The 21,899-nt window shown below is 69.7% G+C and carries 21 protein-coding genes; 12 read left to right on the top strand and 9 right to left on the bottom strand.

All coding sequences use genetic code 11. The features are described from left to right. Positions 1-131: 131 nt before the first annotated feature. Both lipA and JW792_RS04930 read left to right on the top strand, forming a co-directional pair. The gene (gene lipA, locus JW792_RS04935; protein ID WP_135996836.1) at positions 132-1,100 is read left to right on the top strand and encodes a lipoyl synthase; all 969 of its coding nucleotides are present in this window, start codon (positions 132-134) and stop codon (positions 1,098-1,100) included. A gap of 7 nt (positions 1,101-1,107) precedes the next feature. Beyond that, the gene (locus JW792_RS04930; protein ID WP_135996838.1) at positions 1,108-1,635 is read left to right on the top strand and encodes a type II toxin-antitoxin system RatA family toxin; all 528 of its coding nucleotides are present in this window, start codon (positions 1,108-1,110) and stop codon (positions 1,633-1,635) included. On the opposite strand, the gene JW792_RS04925 is transcribed toward JW792_RS04930, so the two are convergent. Both JW792_RS04925 and JW792_RS04920 read right to left on the bottom strand, forming a co-directional pair. Next, complete coding sequence (locus JW792_RS04925; protein ID WP_135996841.1) at positions 1,600-2,094, bottom strand: CinA family protein; 495 nt, start codon at positions 2,092-2,094, stop codon at positions 1,600-1,602. The two genes, JW792_RS04930 and JW792_RS04925, sit on opposite strands and share 36 nt — an antisense overlap. After that, positions 2,091-3,239, bottom strand: coding sequence for a bifunctional 2-C-methyl-D-erythritol 4-phosphate cytidylyltransferase/2-C-methyl-D-erythritol 2,4-cyclodiphosphate synthase (locus tag JW792_RS04920; RefSeq protein ID WP_135996843.1), 1,149 nt, complete (start codon positions 3,237-3,239; stop codon positions 2,091-2,093). The genes JW792_RS04925 and JW792_RS04920 overlap by 4 nt, the downstream gene beginning before the upstream one ends. Positions 3,240-3,362: 123 nt before the next feature. Here JW792_RS04920 and dusB point away from each other — a divergent pair, with 123 nt between their 5' ends. The 10 genes from dusB (at position 3,363) to hflX (ending at position 15,726) form a co-directional block, all read left to right on the top strand. Beyond that, positions 3,363-4,382 carry a tRNA dihydrouridine synthase DusB gene (gene dusB / locus JW792_RS04915; RefSeq protein WP_135996845.1) on the top strand — a complete coding sequence of 340 codons (1,020 nt, stop codon included), beginning with the start codon at positions 3,363-3,365 and terminating at the stop codon, positions 4,380-4,382. After that, positions 4,379-5,419 carry a two-component system sensor histidine kinase NtrB gene (locus JW792_RS04910; protein WP_135996847.1) on the top strand — a complete coding sequence of 347 codons (1,041 nt, stop codon included), beginning with the start codon at positions 4,379-4,381 and terminating at the stop codon, positions 5,417-5,419. The genes dusB and JW792_RS04910 overlap by 4 nt, the downstream gene beginning before the upstream one ends. After that, on the top strand, positions 5,416-6,669 hold the full coding sequence (locus JW792_RS04905; RefSeq protein WP_158291636.1) for a response regulator: 1,254 nt from the start codon (positions 5,416-5,418) through the stop codon (positions 6,667-6,669). Before JW792_RS04910 ends, JW792_RS04905 begins: the two co-directional genes overlap by 4 nt. An 84-nt stretch (positions 6,670-6,753) precedes the next feature. After that, positions 6,754-8,973: a sensor histidine kinase gene (locus JW792_RS04900; RefSeq protein ID WP_241095063.1), complete on the top strand. Its 2,220-nt coding sequence runs from the start codon at positions 6,754-6,756 to the stop codon at positions 8,971-8,973. 7 nt (positions 8,974-8,980) lie between these two features. After that, the gene (ntrX, locus tag JW792_RS04895) at positions 8,981-10,381 is read left to right on the top strand and encodes a nitrogen assimilation response regulator NtrX (protein WP_135996849.1); all 1,401 of its coding nucleotides are present in this window, start codon (positions 8,981-8,983) and stop codon (positions 10,379-10,381) included. 19 nt (positions 10,382-10,400) lie between these two features. Beyond that, a complete protein-coding gene (gene trkA, locus JW792_RS04890) occupies positions 10,401-11,774 on the top strand; it encodes a Trk system potassium transporter TrkA (RefSeq protein WP_135996851.1) in 1,374 nt (457 codons plus the stop codon). A gap of 9 nt (positions 11,775-11,783) precedes the next feature. Further along, positions 11,784-13,175, top strand: a complete 1,392-nt coding sequence (locus JW792_RS04885) for a potassium transporter TrkG (protein WP_135996853.1) — start codon at positions 11,784-11,786, stop codon at positions 13,173-13,175. Positions 13,176-13,178: 3 nt separating this feature from the next. Then, positions 13,179-14,036 carry a D-amino-acid transaminase gene (locus tag JW792_RS04880; protein WP_135996855.1) on the top strand — a complete coding sequence of 286 codons (858 nt, stop codon included), beginning with the start codon at positions 13,179-13,181 and terminating at the stop codon, positions 14,034-14,036. 100 nt (positions 14,037-14,136) lie between these two features. Beyond that, positions 14,137-14,385, top strand: a complete 249-nt coding sequence (gene hfq / locus JW792_RS04875) for an RNA chaperone Hfq (protein ID WP_135996857.1) — start codon at positions 14,137-14,139, stop codon at positions 14,383-14,385. Between the two features lie 3 nt (positions 14,386-14,388). Then, positions 14,389-15,726 (top strand): GTPase HflX, encoded by a 1,338-nt coding sequence (hflX, locus tag JW792_RS04870; RefSeq protein WP_135996859.1) that lies wholly within the window; start codon positions 14,389-14,391, stop codon positions 15,724-15,726. A 2-nt stretch (positions 15,727-15,728) separates the two neighbouring features. Here the strand turns inward: hflX and mazG are convergent, their stop codons facing one another. The 7 genes from mazG to JW792_RS17060 all read right to left on the bottom strand — a co-directional run bounded on the left by mazG (position 15,729) and on the right by JW792_RS17060 (position 21,845). Continuing rightward, positions 15,729-16,541, bottom strand: a complete 813-nt coding sequence (mazG, locus tag JW792_RS04865) for a nucleoside triphosphate pyrophosphohydrolase (RefSeq protein ID WP_135997016.1) — start codon at positions 16,539-16,541, stop codon at positions 15,729-15,731. 155 nt (positions 16,542-16,696) lie between these two features. After that, the gene (locus JW792_RS04860; protein ID WP_135996861.1) at positions 16,697-17,560 is read right to left on the bottom strand and encodes an MBL fold metallo-hydrolase; all 864 of its coding nucleotides are present in this window, start codon (positions 17,558-17,560) and stop codon (positions 16,697-16,699) included. Then, on the bottom strand, positions 17,557-18,336 hold the full coding sequence (locus JW792_RS04855) for a TatD family hydrolase (RefSeq protein ID WP_135996863.1): 780 nt from the start codon (positions 18,334-18,336) through the stop codon (positions 17,557-17,559). Before JW792_RS04855 ends, JW792_RS04860 begins: the two co-directional genes overlap by 4 nt. 6 nt (positions 18,337-18,342) lie before the next feature. After that, positions 18,343-19,386 (bottom strand): DNA polymerase III subunit delta', encoded by a 1,044-nt coding sequence (locus tag JW792_RS04850; protein ID WP_135996865.1) that lies wholly within the window; start codon positions 19,384-19,386, stop codon positions 18,343-18,345. A 3-nt stretch (positions 19,387-19,389) separates the two neighbouring features. Next, positions 19,390-20,031, bottom strand: a complete 642-nt coding sequence (gene tmk / locus JW792_RS04845; RefSeq protein WP_420871257.1) for a dTMP kinase — start codon at positions 20,029-20,031, stop codon at positions 19,390-19,392. Beyond that, complete coding sequence (locus JW792_RS04840) at positions 20,028-21,173, bottom strand: D-alanyl-D-alanine carboxypeptidase family protein (protein WP_241095061.1); 1,146 nt, start codon at positions 21,171-21,173, stop codon at positions 20,028-20,030. The genes tmk and JW792_RS04840 overlap by 4 nt, the downstream gene beginning before the upstream one ends. Positions 21,174-21,284: 111 nt before the next feature. Then, positions 21,285-21,845 (bottom strand): septal ring lytic transglycosylase RlpA family protein, encoded by a 561-nt coding sequence (locus JW792_RS17060; protein WP_135996870.1) that lies wholly within the window; start codon positions 21,843-21,845, stop codon positions 21,285-21,287. Positions 21,846-21,899: the final 54 nt, after the last annotated feature.

Below are 21,899 nucleotides of genomic sequence, written 5' to 3'. Positions count from 1 at the left end.
TGACCTTCGCGCAAGTCCCGGCCGGGTGAACCCCGGCCGGGATTTTCCGTTTGCGGCGCGCGCCCGGAGGTGACAAACCCCGCAGCAGGCTTTGCTTGAAAGCCGGCCCGCTCCGGTCCATGTATCGCGCCATGACGACACTCATCGACGCCCGCGCCGCGCGCGCTGCCCGCCACCCGGAAAAGCAGAAGCGCGAAGACACGCCGGTCCTCCGGAAGCCGGACTGGATTCGCGTGAAGGCGCCGGCCGGCGGCGTGTTCGCCGAGACCAGGCGCACCGTGAAGGACAACAATCTCGTCACCGTGTGCGAGGAGGCCGGCTGCCCGAATATCGGGGAATGCTGGTCGCAGAAGCACGCGACCTTCATGATCATGGGCGATACCTGCACGCGGGCGTGCAGCTTCTGCAACGTCAAGACCGGGCTGCCGAACGCGCTCGACGCCGACGAGCCGCGCCGCGTCGCCGAGGCCACCGCGCAGATGGGCCTGAAGCACGTCGTGATCACCTCGGTCGACCGCGACGATCTCGCCGATGGCGGGGCCGAGCATTTCGCCGAAGTGATTCGCCAGATCCGCAGGGCGGCCCCCGGCACCACGATCGAGATCCTCACGCCCGACTTCCTGCGCAAGCCCGGCGCGGCGGAAATCGTGATCGACGCGAAGCCGGACGTCTTCAACCACAATCTGGAGACCGTGCCGCGGCTCTATCTCTCCATCCGGCCCGGCGCGCGCTATTACCATTCGCTGCGCCTGCTGGAGCGGGTGAAGGAGCGCGATCCCTCCCAGTTCACCAAGTCCGGCATCATGGTCGGCCTCGGCGAGACCCGCGAGGAGGTGATGCAGGTGATGGACGACATGCGGTCGGCCGGCATCGATTTCCTGACCATCGGCCAGTACCTGCAGCCGACGCGCAAGCACGCCGCGATCGAGCGCTATGTGACGCCGGAAGAGTTCAAGGGGTATGAGACCATTGCCCGGGCCAAGGGCTTCCTCATGGTCTCGGCCACGCCGCTGACCCGCTCGAGCTATCACGCGGGCGAGGATTTCGAGAAGTTGCGTTCCGCCCGCGAGGCCGCGCTGAAAGCCGGCCGCCGGGTCTAGGTCGGCCATGACCACCGAGCATGTCGAGCGCCTGAGGCTGCGCTATTCGCCCGACGATCTGTTCGATCTCGTCGCCGACGTGCGGCGCTATCCCGACTTCATCGACCTCATCAGCGCCATGCGCGTGACCCGCGAGCATGTCGAGAACGGGGTCGGCGAGCTCGATGCCGAGGCGCGCATCCGCTTCCGGTTCGTGCGCGAGCGCTTCACCTCGCGCGTCCATCTCGACAAGCCGCGGCGCCGGATCGACGTGACCTACCTGTCCGGCCCGTTCACGGATCTCGCCAATCGCTGGCGTTTCCACGAGCTGTCGGACGGTTCCACCCTGGTCGACTTCTGGATCCGCTATCACTTCAACAATCCGCTCCTGCAGATGCTGGTCGACACCAATCGCGGGCGCGCCGTGAGGTATCTGATCCACGCCTTTGAAAACGCCGCGGAAAAGCGCCTGAAAAAAGTCGGCGAGCCCGAGCTCGATCTCGAGGCGGAGAAGGCCCGGCTAGAGGCCGCGCTCCAGAAGACCCAGCGCGGTTAGCACCGAGAAATGGCGCACCCGCGAGCGGCCGAGATCGCCGAAGCGGCGCTCTGTCGCGCGCGTCTGCCTGCCCTCGCGCGCCACGCCGAACCAGACGAGCCCGACAGGTTTCCCGGGCGAGCCTCCCGTGGGGCCGGCAATGCCCGTGATGGACACGGCCAGCTGCGCATTCGAGTTGGCCAGTGCGCCCTCGGCCATCGCCAGCGCCGTCTCGCGCGACACCGCGCCGTGGCGCCTGATCGTGTCCGCCGGAACGCCGAGCAGGTCCTGCTTGGCCTCGTCGCAATAGGTCACGAAGCCCCGGTCGAAGATGGCCGAGGCGCCCGCCGCCTCGGTCAGTGCCGCCGAGAGCAGGCCGCCGGTGCAGCTCTCCGCCGTCGCGACCATGATGCCGCGCTCCTCGGCCAGGGCGTTGAAACGCTGCGCCTTCAGCGCGATGCCGGCGAGATTGAGCGTCATGTGAGCCTCACGGTGACGATGGCTTCGGCCGCGAGGCCTTCGCCCCGCCCGGTGAAGCCGAGCTTCTCGGTGGTCGTCGCCTTGATGTTGACGCGGGGCAGGGGGAGTTCAAGCAGCTCGGCCACCCGCGCGCGCATCGCCTCGCGGTAGGGACCGATCTTCGGGCGCTCGCAGATAAGCGTCACGTCGGCATGAACCGGCACGGCGCCGGCCGCCCGGGCGAGCGTGACGGCATGGCGCAGGAAGTCGGCGGAGTCCGCACCCTTCCAGCGATCGTCCGTGGGCGGAAAATGCTGGCCGATATCGCCGTTTCCGCTCGCGCCCAGGAGTGCATCGGTGATCGCGTGCAGGCCGGCATCGGCGTCGGAATGGCCGATCAGCTTCAGCGGGCAGGCGATGTGAACCCCGCACAGCGTCACGCCGTCCCCGGCTTCCAGCCGGTGCACGTCATAGCCCGTGCCCGACACGGTGAGCCCGGCCGTGCCGGGGGCGAGGATCTGTTCCATGCGCTCGAAATCCTCCGGGTAGGTGACCTTGAAATTGCGCTCCTCGCCGTGGACCGTGACCACGGCGAGCCCCTGCGCGCGCGCCAGCGCCGTCTCGTCGGGAAAGCTCCGGTCCCCGGCTGCGGCGAACGCCTCGCGCAGCGCCGCGGTGCGGAAGGCCTGCGGCGTCTGGATGCGGAAGAGACCCTCGCGGTCGACCGGGGCGAGGCCGTCTGCGGCCTCGCGGACCAGCGCATCGGCGACCGACAGGACCGGCACCGCACCGGGTGCGGTCTCCAGCGCCGCCAGCAGCCGGTCGACCAGCGCGCGGGACAGTCCCGGCCGCGCCGCGTCGTGGATCAGGACGCGATCGCCCGTCACCGCGTCGAGCCCGGCGCGCACCGAGGCGGTGCGCGTCGCGCCGCCCTCGACGAGGGTCACGGGCAGGGCGGTTGTCCGGACAATCTCCTCCGCGAGGGGGCGATTGTCCGGATGAATCGCGATCACGACCTCGCGGCATCTCGAATCGGTCGCGAAGGTCTCGAGGCTCCAGGCGAGCATGGGCCGGCCGGCCAGGGGGCGGTACTGCTTCGCCAGCCCGCCGCCCGCCCGCTCCCCGCGTCCGGCGGCCACGATCAGGGCGCTGTAGTGTGGGATCATGGTCGAACTCCGCGTGAGCGTGGCGCGAGAACCGCCGGGAATGGCCGGAGCGTGGCCCGATAGCCTCCCCGAGCAGCGTTACGGTCTCTGGATGATCGCGTCCAGACACGCTATCTCAAGGCCATGAGCCAGAGCGCGCAAATCCCCGCCTTCACGATCGGCACTATCCCCGTGCGCGCCGCGAGCCTGCTCGCGCCGATGTCGGGCGTCACCGACTATCCGATCCGCAAGCAGGCCTGGAAATTCGGCGCCGGTCTGGTGGTCTCGGAAATGGTCGCCTGCGAGACGCTCGCCCAGGGCCGGCCCGACGTTGTCCGCCGCATGAAGGGCGACCGCTCCTGCGGTCCGCGCATGATCCAGCTCGCCGGACGCGAGGCGAAATGGATGGATGTCGGCGCGCGCATCGCCGCCGATTCCGGGGCCGACATCATCGACATCAACATGGGTTGTCCCGCAAAGCAGGTCACGCGCGGGCTGTCGGGTTCCGCCCTGATGCGCGATCTCGATCATGCCCTCACGCTGATCGAGGCGACGGTGAACGCGGTCGACCTGCCCGTGACGCTGAAGATGCGCCTCGGCTGGGATCACCAGTGCCTGAACGCGCCCGAGCTCGCCCGCCGCGCCGAAGATGCGGGGATTCGCATGGTCACCGTCCACGGCCGCACGCGCCAGCAATTCTATTCCGGCAAGGCCGACTGGGCCGCGGTCCGGGCCGTGCGCGAGGCGGTCTCAATCCCCCTCGTCGTCAACGGTGATATTCTCGACGCCGCGAGCGCGCGTGACGCCCTGGCGCTTTCCGGCGCCGATGCCGTGATGGTCGGTCGGGCGAGCCAGGGCCGGCCCTGGCTTCCCGGTGCGATCGGAGGCGCGCTGGCACATGGCGGCGAGATCGCGGAGCCGGACATCGCCACGGCGGCCGAAAGCCTCGCCGAGGCGCTGGAGGACTCCGTCGCGCTCTACGGCGAGGAGCTCGGCGTGCGGTGCATGAGGAAGCACCTGGCGAGCTTCGTCGACTGGGTCGAAGGAGATCCTGAGGAGGCGAAGGCCTGGCGCGGCACCCTGTGCCGCGAGCGCTCGGCCGGCCGGGTGCTCGCCGGGCTGAAGCGCTTCGCCGCGCACCGCGAGGGGAGGCGGGCGGCGTGAACCCTCCGGCCGAGGGCGAGGCGGCGCGCGCTGCCGAGGCGGCGCCGGTCGCACTGCTCCTGGTCGACGAGGCCGGGACGATCCTCTACGCCAACGCGGCCGCCGAGCCCCTTCTCGGCCGCTCGCGGCGCAAGCTCGCCGGGGAGGCGCTCGCCGGCTGCGGTCCGTGGGGGCAGGTGGCCGCGGAGATGGCCGGCCGGGCAAGGGCGTCCGGACGCGAGATCCTGGCCCACGACGTCTGCGTGCGCTTCGGCGAGGACAGCGAGCGCGGCTCGCTCGACGTGGTGCCCGAGGCCGGCGGGACGTGCATCGCCATCCGCCGCGCGCCGCCCGGCGTGCTGAACCCGCACGGGGAGGGCGCGGCCAATGCCGCGGTCGGCTTCGGGCGCATGCTGAGCCACGAGCTGAAGAACCCGATTGCCGGCGCGCGCGGCGCGGCCCAGCTCATCGCCCAGACCGGCGAGGGCGAGACGGCGGAACTTGCCCGCATCATCGTCACCGAGCTCGACCGGGCCCGGCGCATCGCCGAGCACTGGAGCCGGATCGGCGACATCGTGCCCGGTCCGTTGCAGCCGGTGAACCTGCACGCCCTGGCGCGCGAGGCGATGGCTTCCTCCCAGGCCGCCGCCGCGCCGGGTGTGCGGTTCTCCGAGCATTTCGACCCCTCGCTGCCCGAAGGGCTCGGCGATCGCGACCTCCTGCTCCAGGCCGTGCTCAACCTCCTGACCAATGCCGCCGAGGCGGTGGCGCGGGCCGGGCAGGGCGATGTCGTGCTGACCACCCGCTATCGCCGCCCGCTGCCGGGCGGGATCGCCCCGGACGCCCGCCTCGAGATCGAGGTGCGCGATACCGGGCCGGGCGTGCCCGAGGCGCTGGCCGGCAGCGTCTTCAACCCCTTTGTCACCGGCAAGCCGGCCGGGGAGGGGCTCGGCCTCGCCTTCGTCAGCCGTGTCGCCGACCTTCATGGCGGCGGGGTCGAGTTCGACAGCCGGCCGGGGCGCACCGCCTTCCGGCTCTTCCTCAGGGAGGCTTCATGAGCGCGCGCATCCTGGTGCTCGAGGACGACGAATCGCTTCGCCTGGTCATGACCAAGGCGCTCTCGCGTGCCGGCTACGAGGTGCGCGCGACCGCCTCGGCGCAGACCGCGATCGACCGCGTCGTCAGGGGCGAGGCCGACCTGCTCGTCGCCGACGTCGTGCTCGGCCAGGAGAATTTCCTCGACCGGATCGACGAGATCACGCGGGCCAGGCCCGATTTCCCCGTCATCGTGGTCAGCGCGCAGACCACTGCGGCGACCGCCATCAACGCCGCCCGGCGCGGGGCCCGGCGCTATCTGCCCAAGCCGTTCGATCTCGACGATCTCGTCGCCGCCGCGCGCAGCGCCCTGTCGGGAGCGGCGGAACAGGCCCCCGGACGGGCTCCGGCGCGCGGGAGTTTCGGCGGGCTGGTCGGCCGGTCGGGCGCGATGCAGGCGGTCTTCCAGGCCATCGGGCGGCTGTCGGGCAACCGTCTTCCGGTGCTGTTCACCGGCCCGGAAGGCAGCGGCCGTGCCACGGCGGCGCGCGCCCTGCACGAGGCCCGCGGCGGCAAGGCGCTCGCCGAGGCCGGCCCGCAGCGGCTCGACCGCGACGGTCTCGCCGTGTTCGAGGGCGCGGCGGACGGGGTGCTGCTGCGCCGGGCCGATCGCTGGAGCGCGCGCGCGCAGGAGAGCGTCCTCGAATACCTGGAAGCCCGGCCGGACGCGGCCGTCTACGCGACCGGCACGCCGGACGTGTCCGGCGTGCTCGAGCGGGCGCTGTACGACCGGATCGCGGCGGCCCTCGTCGAGCTGCCGCCGCTGCGCATCCGGGAGGGAGATGCCCGCCTGCTGTTCGAGGCGGCGCTGCAGCGGCTCGGCGCGAATTCGGCCCTGTCGCGCGAGGCCTGCGCGTTCATCGACCGGTGGCCATGGCCGGGCGAGGTGCTCGAACTCGAGCGCGCGGCCGCCCGGCTCGTCTCCGAAGGGCTGGGTGGAACCGTGCGAGCCCAGGACATCCAGGCCGTGCTCGCCTGGAACGCGCCTCCCGCCGCGGACGGGCTATCCGGCGCGGTGGAGCAGGCGGCGTCGCGATGGTTCACGCAAGGCGAGGGCGAGGCGGGCCGTCGCGTCCAGGACACGGTCGATGCCGCGCTCATCCGCGCCGCGCTCGCGCATTGCGGCGGGGTCAGGCGCGACGCCGCCGCGCTGATCGGCTGGAACCGGAACACGCTCGCGCGGCGCATCGAGGCCCTCGGCCTCGACGTCTAGGCTGCGGTGGACCAGCAACACTGCGTGGACATAAAGCCACACTCGCGGCAGGATGCCGTCCGTTTCGTGGGAGAAAGTACGCGCTTGCCGCTCGGGACTACGCAGATCGCCGCGGCCGGAAGCCGGTCGCTCTTCGTCATCGGCTTTGCCGTGGCGGCGGCCGGGCTCGTGGTGCTCACCCTGCTCGCCATGGCCGAATTCGGCTCGGGCGGAGAGCGGGCGGGCGTTCTTTATGCGCTCCTGGGTCTGAATGGCCTGCTCATCCTCGCCCTGTTCTGCGTCGCCGGGCTGCGCGTGGCGCGCAAGCTGATGGGGCGGCGCTTCGGCGAGCCGGCGCCGCGCCTGCACATCCGTTTCATCGCCCTGTTCGCGCTTGCCGCGCTCGCGCCGGCGGTACTGACCGCGGGCTTCCACGCCCTCGTGCTCGGGCGCGGCCTCGAATTCTGGCTCGGCGACCAGGTCAACACGCTGGTGGAGAACGTCGCCGACATCGCCCGCGAGCAGGCGCCCGAGGAACTCGAGCTCGCGCGCATCCAGCTGCAGTCCATGGCCAACGACCTGTCCCAGCCCGAGGCCGTCGAGGCCCTGCGGAGCAACCGGATCCTCTACTCGGCCTATCTGCGCGAACAGGCCATACGGCGCAATTTCCAGGCCGCCTACGTCATCGATTCCCAGTCCACGGTCCTCGCTCGCGCCGAGGCCCAGAACGCCCCCGAATACGCGGCGCCGTCGGGGCGCCTGTTCGAGGTGCTCGGCGAGACGCCGATCGCGGTCTCCGACCCGATCCAGCGCCAGGACGAGCCGGACTATGTGCGCATGCTCGTCGATCTGCCGGCCTACGAGGACGCGCTGCTCTACGTGGTCTGGTACCACGATTTCAGCCTGCTGACGCAGACCGAGGCGGCAACCTCGGCCTTCCGCCAGGCGGTCGCGCGCGAGGAGCAGATGCGCCGGCTCTTCCTCGTGGTCTATGCCGAGGCGGCCGCGCTCATCCTCGCCGGGGCGATCTGGATCGCGCTGTCGGCGGCCAACCGGGTGGTCCAGCCCGTGGGACGCCTCGTCAGCGCGGCCGAGCGCGTGCGCCGCGGCGATCTCGACGCGCGCGTCGACGTGTCCGGCGACCATGACGAGCTCGGCGCGCTCGGACGGGCCTTCAACCGCATGACGCGCCAGCTCAAGAGCCAGCGCGGCGCGCTGCTCGAGGTCAATGCCGAGGCCGAGCGCCGGCGCGCCTTCATCGAGGCCGTGCTGACCGGGGTCAGCGCCGGCGTCGTCGGCGTCGACGAGGCGGGCCGCATCACGCTGATGAACCGCTCCGCCGCCGCGCTCCTCGGCCTCGAACCGGAGACCGCCGTCGGCGAGCCGATAGGCGAGGCGGCGCCGGTGTTCCGGGCGGTGATCGAGGAGGCCGAACGCCGTCCCAGCGACGTTGCGGAGCGCCAGATCGACCTGACCGCGGAGGACGGCGCCCTGATCCATCTCAACGTCCGGGCCGCGCGCGACGACGATGGCGGGCTCGTCATCACCTTCGACGACGTCACCCGCCTGGTCGCCGCCCAGCGCAACGCCGCCTGGCGCGACGTCGCGCGCCGCATCGCGCACGAGATCAAGAACCCGCTCACCCCGATCCAGCTCTCTGCCGAGCGGCTGCGGCGCAAGTATCGCGAGCACGTCCCGGAGGACGGGCTGGACACATTCGACCGCTGCGTCGACACGATCGTGCGCCAGGTCAGCGATATCGGCCGCATGGTCGACGAATTCTCCGCCTTCGCGCGCATGCCCGCACCGAAGATGGAAGCCGCCGATCTCGGCGAGGTCGCGCAAGGGGCGGTCTTCGCCCAGCGGGTGGCATCGCCGCAAATCCGTGTCACGCTCGACCGTCCCTCCGAGCCGGTCACCGTCGAATGCGACAGCCGGCTCGCCACCCAGGCCCTCGCCAACATCCTGAAGAATGCGGCCGAGAGCGTCTCCGCGCGGATGGAAGCCGAAGGCAGCAAGGCGGTGGGTCTCATCGCAGTGACCGTGTGCGGCGAGAACGGCTTCGGCCTGATCGAGGTCCGCGATGACGGTCTCGGCTGGCCCTCGCCGGACAAGGCGCGCCTGACGGAGCCCTACATGACCACCCGCGAGAAGGGCACCGGGCTCGGGCTCGCCATCGTTCGCCGGGTCATGGAGGACCATCAGGGCCGGCTCGAACTCGACGATCCGGGCGAGGGACAGGCGGGCGCGGTCGTCCGGCTGGCCTTCCCCTTGCTAGACGTCGACCAACTCCGCACCAAACCGGCGCACAGCGCGCAGGCATGAGGATCGAATGGCGCACGATATCCTGATCGTTGACGACGAGGCGGACATCCGCGAACTCATCGGCGGGCTCCTGGAGGACGAGGGCTATATCGGACGCTATGCCGGCGATGCCGACGAGGCGCTCGCCGAGCTGCGCCAGCGCACGCCTTCGCTCGCCGTACTCGATGTCTGGCTCCAGGGCAGCCGGCTCGACGGCATCGAGCTTCTCGACGAGATCAAGCGTTCCGATCCGGACATGCCGGTGATCGTGATCTCCGGCCATGGCACGATCGAGACCGCCGTCGCCGCGATCCGGAAGGGCGCGTATGATTTCATCGAAAAGCCCTTCAAATCCGACAAGTTGCTGCTGACAGTTCAACGTGCGCTCGAAGCCAGCAAGTTGCGCCGGGAGAATGCCGAGCTGCGCAAGAAATCCGATCTGCAGGACCAGCTGATCGGCCAGTCGGCTGGCGCGGTGCAGCTGCGCCAGGTGATCGACCGCGTCGCACCGACCAATTCGCGCGTGCTCATCGACGGCCCGCCGGGCTCCGGCAAGGAACTGATCGCGCGTCTCATCCACGCCGGCTCGCAGCGCAAGTCAGGGCCCTTCGTGGCGGTGAGCGCGGCGATGATGAATCCCGACCGGGTCGAGGAGGAGCTGTTCGGCACCGAGCGCTCTGACGGGCTCGTCGAACGCGTCGGCCTTCTTGAACAGGCCCATAACGGGACGCTGTTTCTCGACGAGGTCGGCGACATGCCGCTTGCCACGCAGAGCAAGCTGTTGCGGATGCTCGTCGAGCAGCGCTTCCGCCGGATCGGCGGCGGGGTGGATGTCGAGGTCAATGTCCGCGTCCTGTCCTCGAGCGCGCGCGACCTGCGCGCCCTCATCTCGCAGGGCCGCTTTCGCGAGGATCTGTTCCACCGCCTGGCCGTCGTGCCGCTCACCGTGCCCTCGCTCGCCGAGCGCCGCGAGGACATCCCGCTCCTGGTCGAGCACTTCATCGACCGGCTCGCCTCCATGTCGGGCCTGCCGCGCCGGCGGATCGGCGAGGACGCGATGGCCGCACTGCAGGCCCATAACTGGCCGGGCAATGTCCGCCAGCTGCGCAACAACGTGGAGCGCCTGCTGATCCTCGCCTCGGGCGGACCGGAGGAGCCGGTGACGATCGACGCGCTGCCCTCCGAGGTCGCCGGCCGCCAGGGCGAGGGGGAGGGCTTCGAGGCGGAACGCATGATCGCCTTGCCACTGCGCGACGCGCGTGAAAAGTTCGAGCGCGAGTATCTCAGGGCCCAGATCTCGCGGTTCGGCGGGAACATCTCGCGCACGGCCAGCTTCATCGGCATGGAGCGCTCGGCCCTGCACCGCAAGCTGAAGGCCCTGGGCGTGACGAACAGCCAGAAGGACCTCGATACCGACGAGGCGTCCTGAAGTCGGAGCCTGACCCCTCATGAAGGCAGTCGTTTGTGGTGCCGGCCGCGTCGGCTACGGAATTGCGCGCGAACTTGCCCGGGAGGGCAATGCGGTCACCGTGGTGGACTGGTCGGCCGAGCTGATCGACCGCATCACCACGGACCTCGACGTGCGGGGAGTGGTCGGTCACGGCAGCCATCCCGACGTGCTCAAGCGGGCCGGGGCGAAGGAGGCCGACCTGCTGGTCGCCGTCACCTATTCCGACGAGACCAACATGATCGCGTGCCAGGTCGCGCACTCCCTGTTCAATACGCCGACCCGGATCGCGAGGGTGCGCGCGCAGAGCTATCTCGACCGGCAATGGCGCGACCTGTTCTCCACCGACAACCTGCCCGTGGACGTGACGATCTCGCCCGAGCTGGAGGTTAGCCGCTCCATCCTGCAGCGCCTGGAAACGCCCGGCGCCTTCACCACCGCCCCCTTCGCCAACGGCCGGGTCCAGATCCTCGGCGTGCGCGTCGACGAGACTTCCCCGGTCGCGGGCAGTTCGCGCGACCAGATCCTCGACCTCTTCCCGGACCTCGCCCTCGATATCGTCGGCATCCTGCGCGACAAGACGCTGTTCGTGCCGGAGGGCCACGACCCCCTGATGCCGGAGGATGAGGTCTACCTCTCCGTCGCGGCGGGCCATGTCGGCCGCGCGCTCGACGTGTTCGGCCGGGCCGTCCAGCGCGCCCGCCGCGTGGTGCTCGTCGGGGCGGGCAATATCGGGCTCTATGTCGCCCAGGCCCTCGAGCGCGTCTCGGGCGTCAAGGTGCGCCTCATCGAGGGCGACAAGGCGCGCGCCGAGCATGCCGCAGACACGCTGCGCCGCACCGTCGTGCTCCATGGCGACGGACTCGACCGGCAGGTGCTGCGCGAGGCGGGCGTGGAGGATGCCGAGCTCGCGATCTGCCTGACCAACGACGACAAGGTGAACCTCCTTTCCAGCGTGATGGCCAAGCGGGAAGGGGCCCAGCGCACGCTCGCCCTGGTCAATGACGAGGCCTTCCGCCCGGTTAAGGCGGCGCTCGACATCGACGTGATGATCGATCCGCGTACCGTCACGATCTCCACCATACTGCAGCACATCCGGCGCGGGCGGATCACCGGGCTCCAGACGCTCGGCGGCGGCGAGGCCGAAGCGCTCGAAGGCGTGGTGCTGTCCACCTCGCCGCTGGTCGGCAAGCAGCTCGACGAGATGGAGCTTCCCGAGGACGTCGCCGTGTGCGCTCTCGTGCGCGGCGAGAAGGTCCATTTCCGGCGCGATTCCGTCACGATCGAGGAGAACGATCGCGTCGTCTTCTTCGCGCTGAAAAGTGCCGTCTCGAAGGTCGAGCAGCTCTTCCGCGTCAGCCTCGAATATTTCTGACCCGTTGCGATGGGCCTCTCACCCCGCCTTGTCCGCGCTCTTGGATGGTGCTGGCTCATCGTCGGTCTCTCCGCGCTACCCTTCGTTCTGATCGCGACCGCCGAGGAGGCCGACACGATCGCGCGCGGGTTCGCGGCGAGCGCCGTCCTCGGCCTGTTCGCGGGCGGCCTGTCGCTCGCCGCGACCCGGTCCCTGAAGGGCCGGGCGGGGCCTCGCACCGCCTTGAGGCTTGCGCTCTACGGCTGGCTGACGACCCCGCTCTTCGCCGCGCCGCCGCTCGTGGCGGCCGCGGCGGGGACGATGCCGGGGCTTTTCGAGGCGTATTCCGCGATGACCACCACGGGCGCGAGCGTCCTCGACCCCGATCAGCAGGAGCGTTCGATCCTGCTCTGGCGTGCCTTCCTGCAATGGATCGGCGGCTTCGCGACCCTGATCCTCGCGGTCACGGTGTTTGCCGCTCTGGAACTGCCGGGCCTCGGCCTTCGGCGCTCCACGCTGCTCACCGTCGCCGAGGAGGACCTGTTCACCAATTTCGGCCGCGCTGCGCGGCGCTTGGGGCTCGTTTACGGGCTCATCACCGTCTTCACCGTGCTCACCCTGAGCCTGACCGCGCTCGATGCGTTCGAGGCGCTGTGCCTGGCCCTGTCCGGTGTCTCGACGGGCGGCATGACGCCGCGGTCCGGGCCGATCGAGGCATGGCTACCGTTGCCGGGCCAGATGATCCTGGCGGCATGCACGCTGTTCGGGGCGTGGAATCTCGCCCTGCAATACGAGCTCATCCATCGCGGTCGGGCGGTGCGCCTGACCGGCGATCTGCGCGCCATGGTGGCGGTGTGCCTGGCGATGGCGTTCGTCGTGGCGCTGGTCTTCGGTCCCGGCGAGGCCTGGCCCGCCTTCCTCGACACGCTGTTCGCGATCACCACCGCGGGCTTCACCACCGGGGAGGGCGTGCTGCCGACCGTGATCCTGCTCAGTCTCGCGGTCATCGGCGGCTCCGCGCTGTCCACCTCGGGCGGAGCGAAGATCAGCCGCATCATGCTGCTTCTGAAGCGCGCGGCGGGAGAGCTCTCCCTGCTCGCCCACCCCTCGGCGGCGATCTTCACCCGCTTCGCGGGGCGCCATGTCGGCGACAAGGCGCTGCTCGAGGTGTGGATCGTGGCGCTGAGCTTCCCGTTCGCGATCGGGGTGGCAGGCATCCTGCTCGGCCTTGCCGGACTTGACTTCGCCTCCGCCTGGCAGGTCGCCGCGGCCAGCATCGCCAATGCCGGTCCGCTCGCGGAGATCGACTATGCGGGCCTGCCGCCGGGCGCGATGGTGATCTCCGTCCTTGCCATGATCGCCGGGCGGCTCGAAATTCTCGCCGCGGCGGCCGCCGTCTTCGTCATCATCGTGCGGGAGTGAAGCGTGGCGCGCATCGCCTATGTCAACGGCCGGTACCGGCCCGTCACCGATACCGCGATCGGCATCGAGGACCGCGGCTTCCAGTTCGCCGATGGCGTCTACGAGGTCTGGTCGGTGCGCGCAGGGCGCTTCCTGGACCATGAGGGCCATCGCGCGCGCCTCGAGCGCTCGCTGAACGAGCTGCGCATTCCGCTGCCCGTGGGCTTCCCCGCGCTCGACGTGATCCTGCACGAGATTGTCCGCCGCAACCGGATCGAGGACGGGCTGGTCTATCTGCAGGTCACGCGCGGCGTGGCGCGGCGCGACCATCCCTTCCCGCCAGGACCGGTCCGCCCGACCCTGGTGGTGACGGCGCGCGCGCTGGACCTGAAGGCGGCCGATGCGCGCGCCGCGCAGGGCGTCGGCGTCATCACCCGGCCCGACCTGCGCTGGAAGCGGTGCGATATCAAGACGGTGAACCTGCTGCCCAACGTCCTGGCCAAGCAGGCCGCACGCGAAGCCGGCGCGCACGAGGCCTGGCTGGTCGACGAGAGCGGCCATGTTACCGAGGGCAGCTCCACCAACGCCTGGATCCTGACCGGGGAGGGGGTTCTCGTGACCCGCCAGACCGACGAGAAGATTCTCTGGGGCGTCACACGTCTGGCCATCAAGGCGCTCGCCGAGCAGGAGGGACTGCGAATCGAGGAGCGCGCCTTCACGGTGGAGGAGGCGCTTCGTGCACGCGAGGCGTTCATCACCTCCGCGACCAGCTTCGTGACGCCGGTGGTCTCGATCGACGGGCGACCGGTGGCCAATGGTGCGCCTGGCTCTGTTTCCATGCGGCTTCGCGCGCTCTATCTCGAGGCCGCGGAACGCGTCTGACCGCCCGCCGCGCGGCTTCGCGGTTGCAGTGCAGCGAAAGCGGGGCTACCAGTTTGACTCGTCGCAGTGCAGGCGCCCCAAGGGCTCGAGAGAAAGACCCATGTCGAACGACAAGAAACAGAACCTCCAGGATGTGTTCCTGAACACCGTGCGCAAGGGCAAGACGCCCCTGACCATCTTCCTCGTCAATGGCGTGAAGCTCCAGGGCGTCGTCACCTGGTTCGATAATTTCTGCGTGCTGCTGCGTCGCGAGGGACAAATTCAGCTGGTCTACAAGCACGCCATCTCGACAATCATGCCGAGCCAACCCATCTCTCTGTTCGAAGCCGATCAGGACGGAGAGGACTAACGCTTGTTCGAGCGCGAAGCGCCAGTCGACACGACCCTTGTCCTGCACCCGCAATCGGGAGCGAGCGATCCGGCCCGTGTCGAGGCGCGCCTCGAGGAAGCCGCCGGCCTCGCGGAGGCGCTGGGCCTCGCGGTGGACGAGGTACGCGCCGAGACCCTGCGCAAGATCGAGCCCGGCACCCTGTTCGGGCGCGGCAAGGTCGAGGCGATCGCCGCCGAGGTCGAGGAGCGCGGGGTGAGGGTGGTCGTCATCGACGCCGACCTGTCCCCGGTACAACAGCGAAATCTTGAAAAGGCCTGGAAGGCCAAGGTGATCGACCGGACCGGCCTGATCCTGGAGATCTTCGCCGAACGCGCTCAGACCCGCGAGGGCCGGCTACAGGTCGAGCTGGCGCGCCTGTCCTACGAGCGCTCGCGCCTGGTCCGCACATGGACGCACCTCGAGCGTCAGCGCGGCGGGCGCGGCTTCCTGGCCGGTCCGGGCGAAACCCAGATCGAGACCGACCGCCGCCTGATCTCCGAGCGCATGGCCAAGCTCAGGAAAGAGCTCGAGGAGGTCAAGCGCACGCGGTCCCTGCACCGCAAGCGCCGCCAGGCGGCGCCCTGGCCGACCGTCGCGCTCGTCGGCTACACCAATGCGGGCAAGTCGACCCTGTTCAACCGGCTCGCCCGCGCCCAGGTGCTCGCCAAGGACATGCCCTTCGCGACCCTCGATCCGACCATGCGCGCGATCCGCAGCCCGTCGGGGCGCAAGATCCTGCTCTCCGACACGGTGGGGTTCATCACCGATCTTCCCACCGAGCTGATTGCCGCCTTCCGCGCGACGCTGGAGGAGGTGCTGGAAGCCGACATCCTCGTCCATGTCCGCGACGTGTCCGATCCCGATCACGAGGGGCGAAAGCGCGACGTGGAGGATGTGCTCGAGGCGCTTGGCGCCGGTGCGGCGCACGACCAGATCATCATCGAGGCCTGGAACAAGGCCGACCGGCTCGACGCGGAAGCGCGAGACGACCTCAAGTGGCGCGCGAACCTGCCCAAGCAGCCGGACAAGCCCGCCGTCGCCGTGACCTCGGCGGTGACCGGGGAGGGGATCGACACGCTGATGGCCCTTGTGGAACGCGCCCTGGCGGCCGAAGACGTCATTCTGCGGCTGAAGATCGCCCCGCAACAGTCGGATGCGCTCGCCTGGCTGCACGAGAACGGCGAGATCATGGACGAGCGCAGCGATCCCGAGACCGGTGCGACCTATGCCGTCGCGCGCCTGTCCGGGTCGGATGCCGGGCGCTTCCGCTCGCGCTTTCCCGGCCTCGAGATCGCCGAGGAAAAAGCCGCAGCCGAATAGGCTTAGCGGGATTTCTTCTCGCTGTCCTTGGCATCGATCCAGAGCGCTTCCATCTCCTCCAGCGTGGCTTCCGCCGGATCGCGCTCGCGCGCGGCGAGCTCGCGCTCGATATGGCGGAAGCGCCGGTCGAACTTCGCGTTCGCCGCCCGCAGCGCGGCCTCGGGCTCGACGCCCAGCTTCCTTGCCAGATTGGCGCACACGAACAGGAGATCGCCGATCTCTTCCTCGATGTTCGCCGTGTCACCGGCCTCGATGGCGCGGCGCAGCTCGGCGGCTTCCTCCTCGAACTTCTCGAACACGCGCTCCGCATCGGGCCAGTCGAACCCGACGCGGGCGGCCCGCTTGGTCAGCTTGCCGGCGCGTTTCAGCGCGGGCAGGGCGATGGGAACATCGTCGAGCAGTGAGGCCGCGCGGCCCTTCCTCGCGCGCTCGGCGGCTTTCTGTTCCTCCCAGGCTTCGGTCTGCGCCGCAGCGCTGCGCTGCCGGGCCGAGCCGAAAACGTGGGGATGGCGCCGGATCATCTTCTGCGAAATCGCGCGCGCCACGTCATCGAACCCGAACAAGCCTCGCTCGGCGGCCATCTGGCTGTGGAAGACGACCTGGAAGAGGAGATCGCCGAGTTCGTCCTTCAGCTCGTCCATGTCGCCGCGCTCGATCGCGTCGGCGACCTCGTAGGCTTCCTCGATCGTGTAGGGCGCGATGGTCGCGAAGCTCTGCTCGACGTCCCACGGGCAGCCAAGGTCCGGGTCCCGAAGGCGCGCCATGATCGCGAGCAGGCGCTCGAGCGGCGGGGCGGCTTCGTCCTCGATCAGCATCTCGGCCTCGGGCGGGGGGCTGGTGCGGGCGTCGTTCGTCATGAGGGCGGTCCTGCAGTGTGGTTCGAAGTTTCGCGCATAATAAATATTATGAGAAATGCGATGTAGTGCGTCGAAGCCTTAGCACGCATCGGCCCCGCGGTGTTCGGTCCGTCTCAGCGCCGCCCGATGTCGAGGACGCGCCCGCTCGTCTCCTCCAGCGTCAGCGTCAACCCATCATAGGCCGGGCGCACCCTCTCGGGACAGCGTTGGAGAAGCGCGGCGTAGTCGAGGTCGACATGGAGATTGGTGAGGATGCCGAGGCCGGCCCGGGCGCGCGCCAGCCAGTCGAGCGCCTGGCCGACATGGGCGTGGGTCGGATGAGGCTTCTCGCGCAGCGCATCAAGGATCCAGACCGGAATCTGGTCGAGACCGGACAGGACGTCGTCTTCGATCGCGCTGACATCGGGCGTATAGGCCAGCGGCCCGAAGCGCAGCCCCGCGCAGACGATCCGGCCGTGCGCGACGGGAAAGCTCGTCACCTGGAGCGTCCCGCCTGCCCCTTCGATGGTGAACGTGCCGCGTTCGGGCAGATCGCGTGCCTCCAGAAGCGGCGGATAGCCCGATCCGGGCGGAGTTTGGAAGATATAGGCGAAGCGGTGCGTCAGGTCGGCGCGCGTCGGCGCGTTCATATAGGCCGGCAGCTTCTCGCCCTTGCGGTAGACGATGGCGCGCACATCGTCGATTCCGTGGCTCTGGTCTGCGTGGGCGTGGGTGTACACGATGGCGTCGAGCATCGGCCCGCCTGCCGCGATCAGCTGCTGGCGAAGATCGGGCGAGGTGTCGACGAGGACGCGGGTCGCCTGCCCCGCCTCGAGGGCGTCGAGGGACTCCGCCCGCTCCACCAGGAGCGAGCAGCGCAGGCGCCGGTTCCTGGCGTTTCGCGGGTTGCAGGCGCCCCAGTCGCCGTCGGCGCGCGGCACGCCGCCCGAGCTGCCGCATCCGAGGATCCGGGCGCGGATGACCGCTCCGGCGCTCACTGCGGCAGCCGGCCGAACAGGGCGAGCGTATTCTCGCGCGTACGCCGGGCGGTTTCCTCGATCGACCAGCCCTTCAGCTCGCCAAGCTTGGCTGCCACGTAAGGCAGGTAGGCCGGTTCGTTGCGGTCCCCCCGCTTCGGCACGGGCGCCAGGTACGGACAATCGGTCTCGATGATCACCTTGTCCTCGGGCACGTGCTCGGCAAACACCGTGCGCACATCGTCGGCCTTCTTGAAGGTGATGATCCCCGAGGCGGAGAACCAGGCCCCGAGCGCGGCCGCGCGCCGGGCGAGCTCGGGGCCGCCCGTATAGCAATGCAGCAGCGCCTTGAACGCGCCGCGCGCCATCTCCTCCTCCAGGATTTCCGCCATCGGCCCGTCCGCGTCGCGGCTGTGGATGACGATCGGCAGGCCGGTCTCGCGCGCCGCCGCGATATGGGCGCGAAAGCTCGCGAACTGCGCCTCTTCCGGGCTGTGGCCATAGTAGAAGTCTAGCCCGGTCTCCCCGATCGCGACGACCTTGGGATGCCGGGCGATCTCGATGAGCTCGTCCGGCGTTATGTCCGGACGATCCTTGGCGTGATGGGGGTGGGCGCCGATGGTGCAGAACACGTCCTCATGCGCCTGCGCGATCGCCCTCACCGCATCGAAATCGCTCAGGCGCGAGCAGATCGCGATTATCGGCGAGACGCCCGCTTCCCGCGCGCGGTTCAGCACCGAATCTAGATCGTTTTCAAAGGCCTCGCCGTGAATGTTCACGTGCGTGTCGATGAGCATGGCGCCTCAGCGTGTGGCTTGGGCCGCATCCCTCAGGATGGAGAAAGCGGCATGGACGGTCTGCTTGGGGTCGAGATAGAGCGTTTCGCTTTCCCGGGCCAGACGCGCGAGTGCGTCGGCCGCCTGCACCCAGATGCCGGCGGCCTCGCCCTCGCCCGCCTCCAGCGCTGCGCTGCGCGCGCGTTCCTGGGCATGGCGTTCGAGGAACTCCATCAGCAGATTCCTGACCGCTTCGCCCTCCTTTTTCGAGGTTTGCGCCGCGAGCGCGCCGACCTCGCGGGAATCGAGCCGCGGCAGGGAGGACAGCACGCGATCGAGCGTGTCCTTCAACTTCGGAGCCTCCGACTGGCCGAGCGCCAGCGCCCGACCGGGAGCCCCGCCGGCGAGGCCGGCGCAGCGCGCCGCGTGATCGGCATCGAACCCGTGGCGCTGCACCAGCCAGTCCGCCGTCGCCTGCTCGGCCGGCGCGCGCAGCACCAGCCGGCGGCAGCGCGACCTGATCGTCGTCGGCAACCGGCCCGGTGCATGGGTGACCAGCAGCAGGAGTCCCTTGGCCGGCGGCTCTTCCAGGGTCTTCAGAAGCGCGTTCGCGGCATTGGTGTTCATCTCGTCGGCTGCATCGACGATGCACACCCGCCAGGCCCGGCCGCTGGCGCTCTTCGAGAAGAATTCCGGCGCCCGCCGGCTCTCGTCCACCGTGATTTCCGCGCGCAGCTTGCCGCGCTTGTCGTCATAGGGCCGCCGGATCAGCAGGAAGTCGGGATGGGAGAGTACCTCGAGCCGGCGGCAGACCGGATCCTCCGCGAGCGCGCCGAGGGGGGCCTCGCCAGCCGGCACCGCACCCAGTGCGCGCCGGGTGAGGCGCCAGGCGAAGGTCGCCTTGCCGACGCCCTTCGGGCCGGTGATCATCCAGGCATGATGCATGCGCCCCGACTCGAAGGCCTGTGCAGCCTGGCGTTCCGCCTCCTCCTGGCCGAACAGCTCGTAGGTCTCGCGCGGATGGGGCAGATCGCCTTCGCGATCGGGTTCAGGAGGAAGATCCTCGGCCATGGCTCAGCCCTTCAGGCGCCGGTCGATGATCGCGAGCGCCTCCGCCGCGATCGTCTCCGCGTCGCGCGCCGCATCGATCACGGCGCAGCGCTCGGGCTCCTCCCGCGCGATCTCCAGGAAGCCTTCGCGCAGCGCCCGGTGAAAGGCGAGATCGTGCTTCTCGAACCGGGTCACCGCCTCTCCCCTCTCCCGCGCCCGTTCCAGTCCGATCTGCGGATCGAGATCGAGGATGAGAGTGAGGTCCGGCTCGAATTCGCCGAGCACCGCCTCGTGCAGCGCATCGAGCCGGGCCCGCTCGAGCTTGCCGGCCGCGCCCTGGTAGGCGCGCGTGGAATCGGCAAAGCGGTCGCAGATCACCCAGACCCCGCGCTCGAGCGCGGGCCGGATACGGTTCTCGAGATGGTCGACGCGTGCGGCGTGGAAGAGCAGCGTCTCGCTCAGCGCCGACCAGCGTCGCGTGTCTCCCGTGACGAGCAATTCGCGGATCGCCTCGGCATTGTCCGTGCCGCCGGGCTCGCGCGTCACGTCGACTTCGATCCCGCGCCGCGTCAGTTCCTCGGCCAGCCGGCGGGCAAGCGTGGACTTGCCCGCCCCCTCGCCGCCTTCCAGCGTGATGAAACGCCCCCGCCCGGCCAAGGGGCTCACGCCCCGCGAATGAGCTGGACGAGCGCGGCGACGGCACGCCCGATCGCGCCCTTCTCCGGCACCGCCATGGCCGCTTCGAGCGGGATCTCCTCCACGCGCCCGCCCGGCATCGTCACGACGAGGCGACCGATCTCCTGGCCTTCCTCCACCGGCGCGCGCACCGGCGCGGTGTAGACGACCTCGGCGGTGATGTCGTCGCGGTCGCGCCGGTGCAGGCCCACGGCGAGATCGCGGCTCGCGCGCAATGCGACGCGGGGGCTGACGCCCAGGAAGACATCGGCCTCGGCGAGAATGTCGCCGGCGCTCACGATCTCGTAGATCTCGAATTCGGTGAAGGCCGCGCGCATCAGGCGTTCGGCCTCGTCGGCCCGGGCGCGTTCGCTTTCCATGCCGTTGAAGACGACGATGCGGCGCTCTCCGTCGCGCTCGGCGGAGCCCACGAGGCCGTAGCCGGATTCGGTGGTGTGGCCGGTCTTCAGCCCGTCGGCGCCCTCCACGACGCCGAGGAGCGGGTTTCGGTTGTACTGCCGGATACCGTTATAGGCGAACTCGGTTTCGGCATAAATATCATAGAGTTCCGGGAAGTCCCTGATGATGATGGCGGCCAGGCGGGCCAGATCGGCCGCCGAGATGCGGTGATCGGGATCGGGCCAGCCGGTGGCGTTCTCGAAATTCGCGGAGTCCAGACCCAGCTCGTGCGCGCGATCTGTCATCGCGTCGGCGAAATTCTCCTCGGTGCCTTCCAGGGCCTCGGCGATGACGATGCAGGCATCATTGCCCGACTGAACGATGATCCCGCGCAGCAGGTCGTCGACGCGTGCCCGGCTGTTGGGCTCCAGGAACATGGTCGAGGAGCCCGAGGCCGCCCCGCCGCGGCGCCAGGCCGTCTCGCTGACGGGCAGCTCGTCGTCCATCGACAGACGCCCCTCCTCGATCGCCTCGAAGGCCATGTAGACGGTCATGAGCTTCGACATCGAGGCCGGAGGCATCGGCTCGGCACCGTTCTTCGAATAGAGAATCTCGCCGGTCTCGTAATCGAGGATCACGGCGTGGCTCGCGCGGGTCTCGAACGCGCTGTCCTGCGCGTGCGCGGCGAGCGGGAAGAGAACGAGAAGCGAAAGGGCGATGAGGCGGGCCAGCACGGAGCGTCTCCATCTGCGAGGATCGGGGGCAGGCCGGTGCGCGCGGACCGGTCTCCCATCAATGGCCATGAAACCCCGACCGAAACAAGGCGGCAAGCCCGCCGGGCGCAGTCAGCGCTGCGCGGTGATGGTGACCGGATCGCGGGTTTCCGGATCGAAACGGGGCGGCCCCAGTTCGGGGTCGAAAGCCATGGGCGGCGCGGCCCGGTCCTCGGGATCGGCAGGGCCGAGCGCCTCGATACGCACCTCGGCCACGCCCTCCTCCACGAAGCCGAGCTCGCGTGCCGCGCCATAGCTCAGATCGATGATGCGCCCGTCCACGAAGGGGCCGCGATCGTTCACCCGCACCAGGATGCTGGCGCCCGTATCGAGCCGGGTCACGCGCGCCAGGCTCGGCATCGGCAGGGTTGGATGGGCGGCGGTCAAGGCGTGCTGATCGAAGATCTCGCCATTCGCCGTCAGCCGCCCGTGGAACCGCTCCCCGTACCAGGATGCCAGCCCCTCGAAGATGGCGCGTGGACGGTCGGCGTCGCCGATCTCGATGACATAAGGGTGCCCCGGACCGGCATCGGGCGGCAATGCCGCTGCCGGCCGGGTCTGCGGCGCGGGTGTGGCACAGGCCGAGAGCGCGGCAGTGAGCGCAAGCGCGCTGGCGAGGCGTACGAGTTTCAATGTCCCGTCCCGTGAGCGTTGGCTGTGAGCGCCATTCTTGCCCGATCCGGGCGC

The organism is Marinicauda algicola, assembly GCF_017161425.1.
GTDB lineage: Bacteria > Pseudomonadota > Alphaproteobacteria > Caulobacterales > Maricaulaceae > Marinicauda > Marinicauda algicola.
This window is presented reverse-complemented; position numbering and strand designations above follow the sequence as displayed.

Coding starts and splice junctions, on each gene's coding strand:
- lipA (WP_135996836.1), top strand. CDS start 132: ATGACGACACTCATCGACGCCCGCGCCGCGCGCGCTGCCCGCCACCCG.
- JW792_RS04930 (WP_135996838.1), top strand. CDS start 1,108: ATGACCACCGAGCATGTCGAGCGCCTGAGGCTGCGCTATTCGCCCGAC.
- JW792_RS04925 (WP_135996841.1), bottom strand. CDS start 2,094: ATGACGCTCAATCTCGCCGGCATCGCGCTGAAGGCGCAGCGTTTCAAC.
- JW792_RS04920 (WP_135996843.1), bottom strand. CDS start 3,239: ATGATCCCACACTACAGCGCCCTGATCGTGGCCGCCGGACGCGGGGAG.
- dusB (WP_135996845.1), top strand. CDS start 3,363: ATGAGCCAGAGCGCGCAAATCCCCGCCTTCACGATCGGCACTATCCCC.
- JW792_RS04905 (WP_158291636.1), top strand. CDS start 5,416: ATGAGCGCGCGCATCCTGGTGCTCGAGGACGACGAATCGCTTCGCCTG.
- ntrX (WP_135996849.1), top strand. CDS start 8,981: ATGGCGCACGATATCCTGATCGTTGACGACGAGGCGGACATCCGCGAA.
- trkA (WP_135996851.1), top strand. CDS start 10,401: ATGAAGGCAGTCGTTTGTGGTGCCGGCCGCGTCGGCTACGGAATTGCG.
- JW792_RS04885 (WP_135996853.1), top strand. CDS start 11,784: ATGGGCCTCTCACCCCGCCTTGTCCGCGCTCTTGGATGGTGCTGGCTC.
- hfq (WP_135996857.1), top strand. CDS start 14,137: ATGTCGAACGACAAGAAACAGAACCTCCAGGATGTGTTCCTGAACACC.
- mazG (WP_135997016.1), bottom strand. CDS start 16,541: ATGCTGATCGAGGACGAAGCCGCCCCGCCGCTCGAGCGCCTGCTCGCG.
- JW792_RS04855 (WP_135996863.1), bottom strand. CDS start 18,336: ATGCTCATCGACACGCACGTGAACATTCACGGCGAGGCCTTTGAAAAC.
- JW792_RS04850 (WP_135996865.1), bottom strand. CDS start 19,386: ATGGCCGAGGATCTTCCTCCTGAACCCGATCGCGAAGGCGATCTGCCC.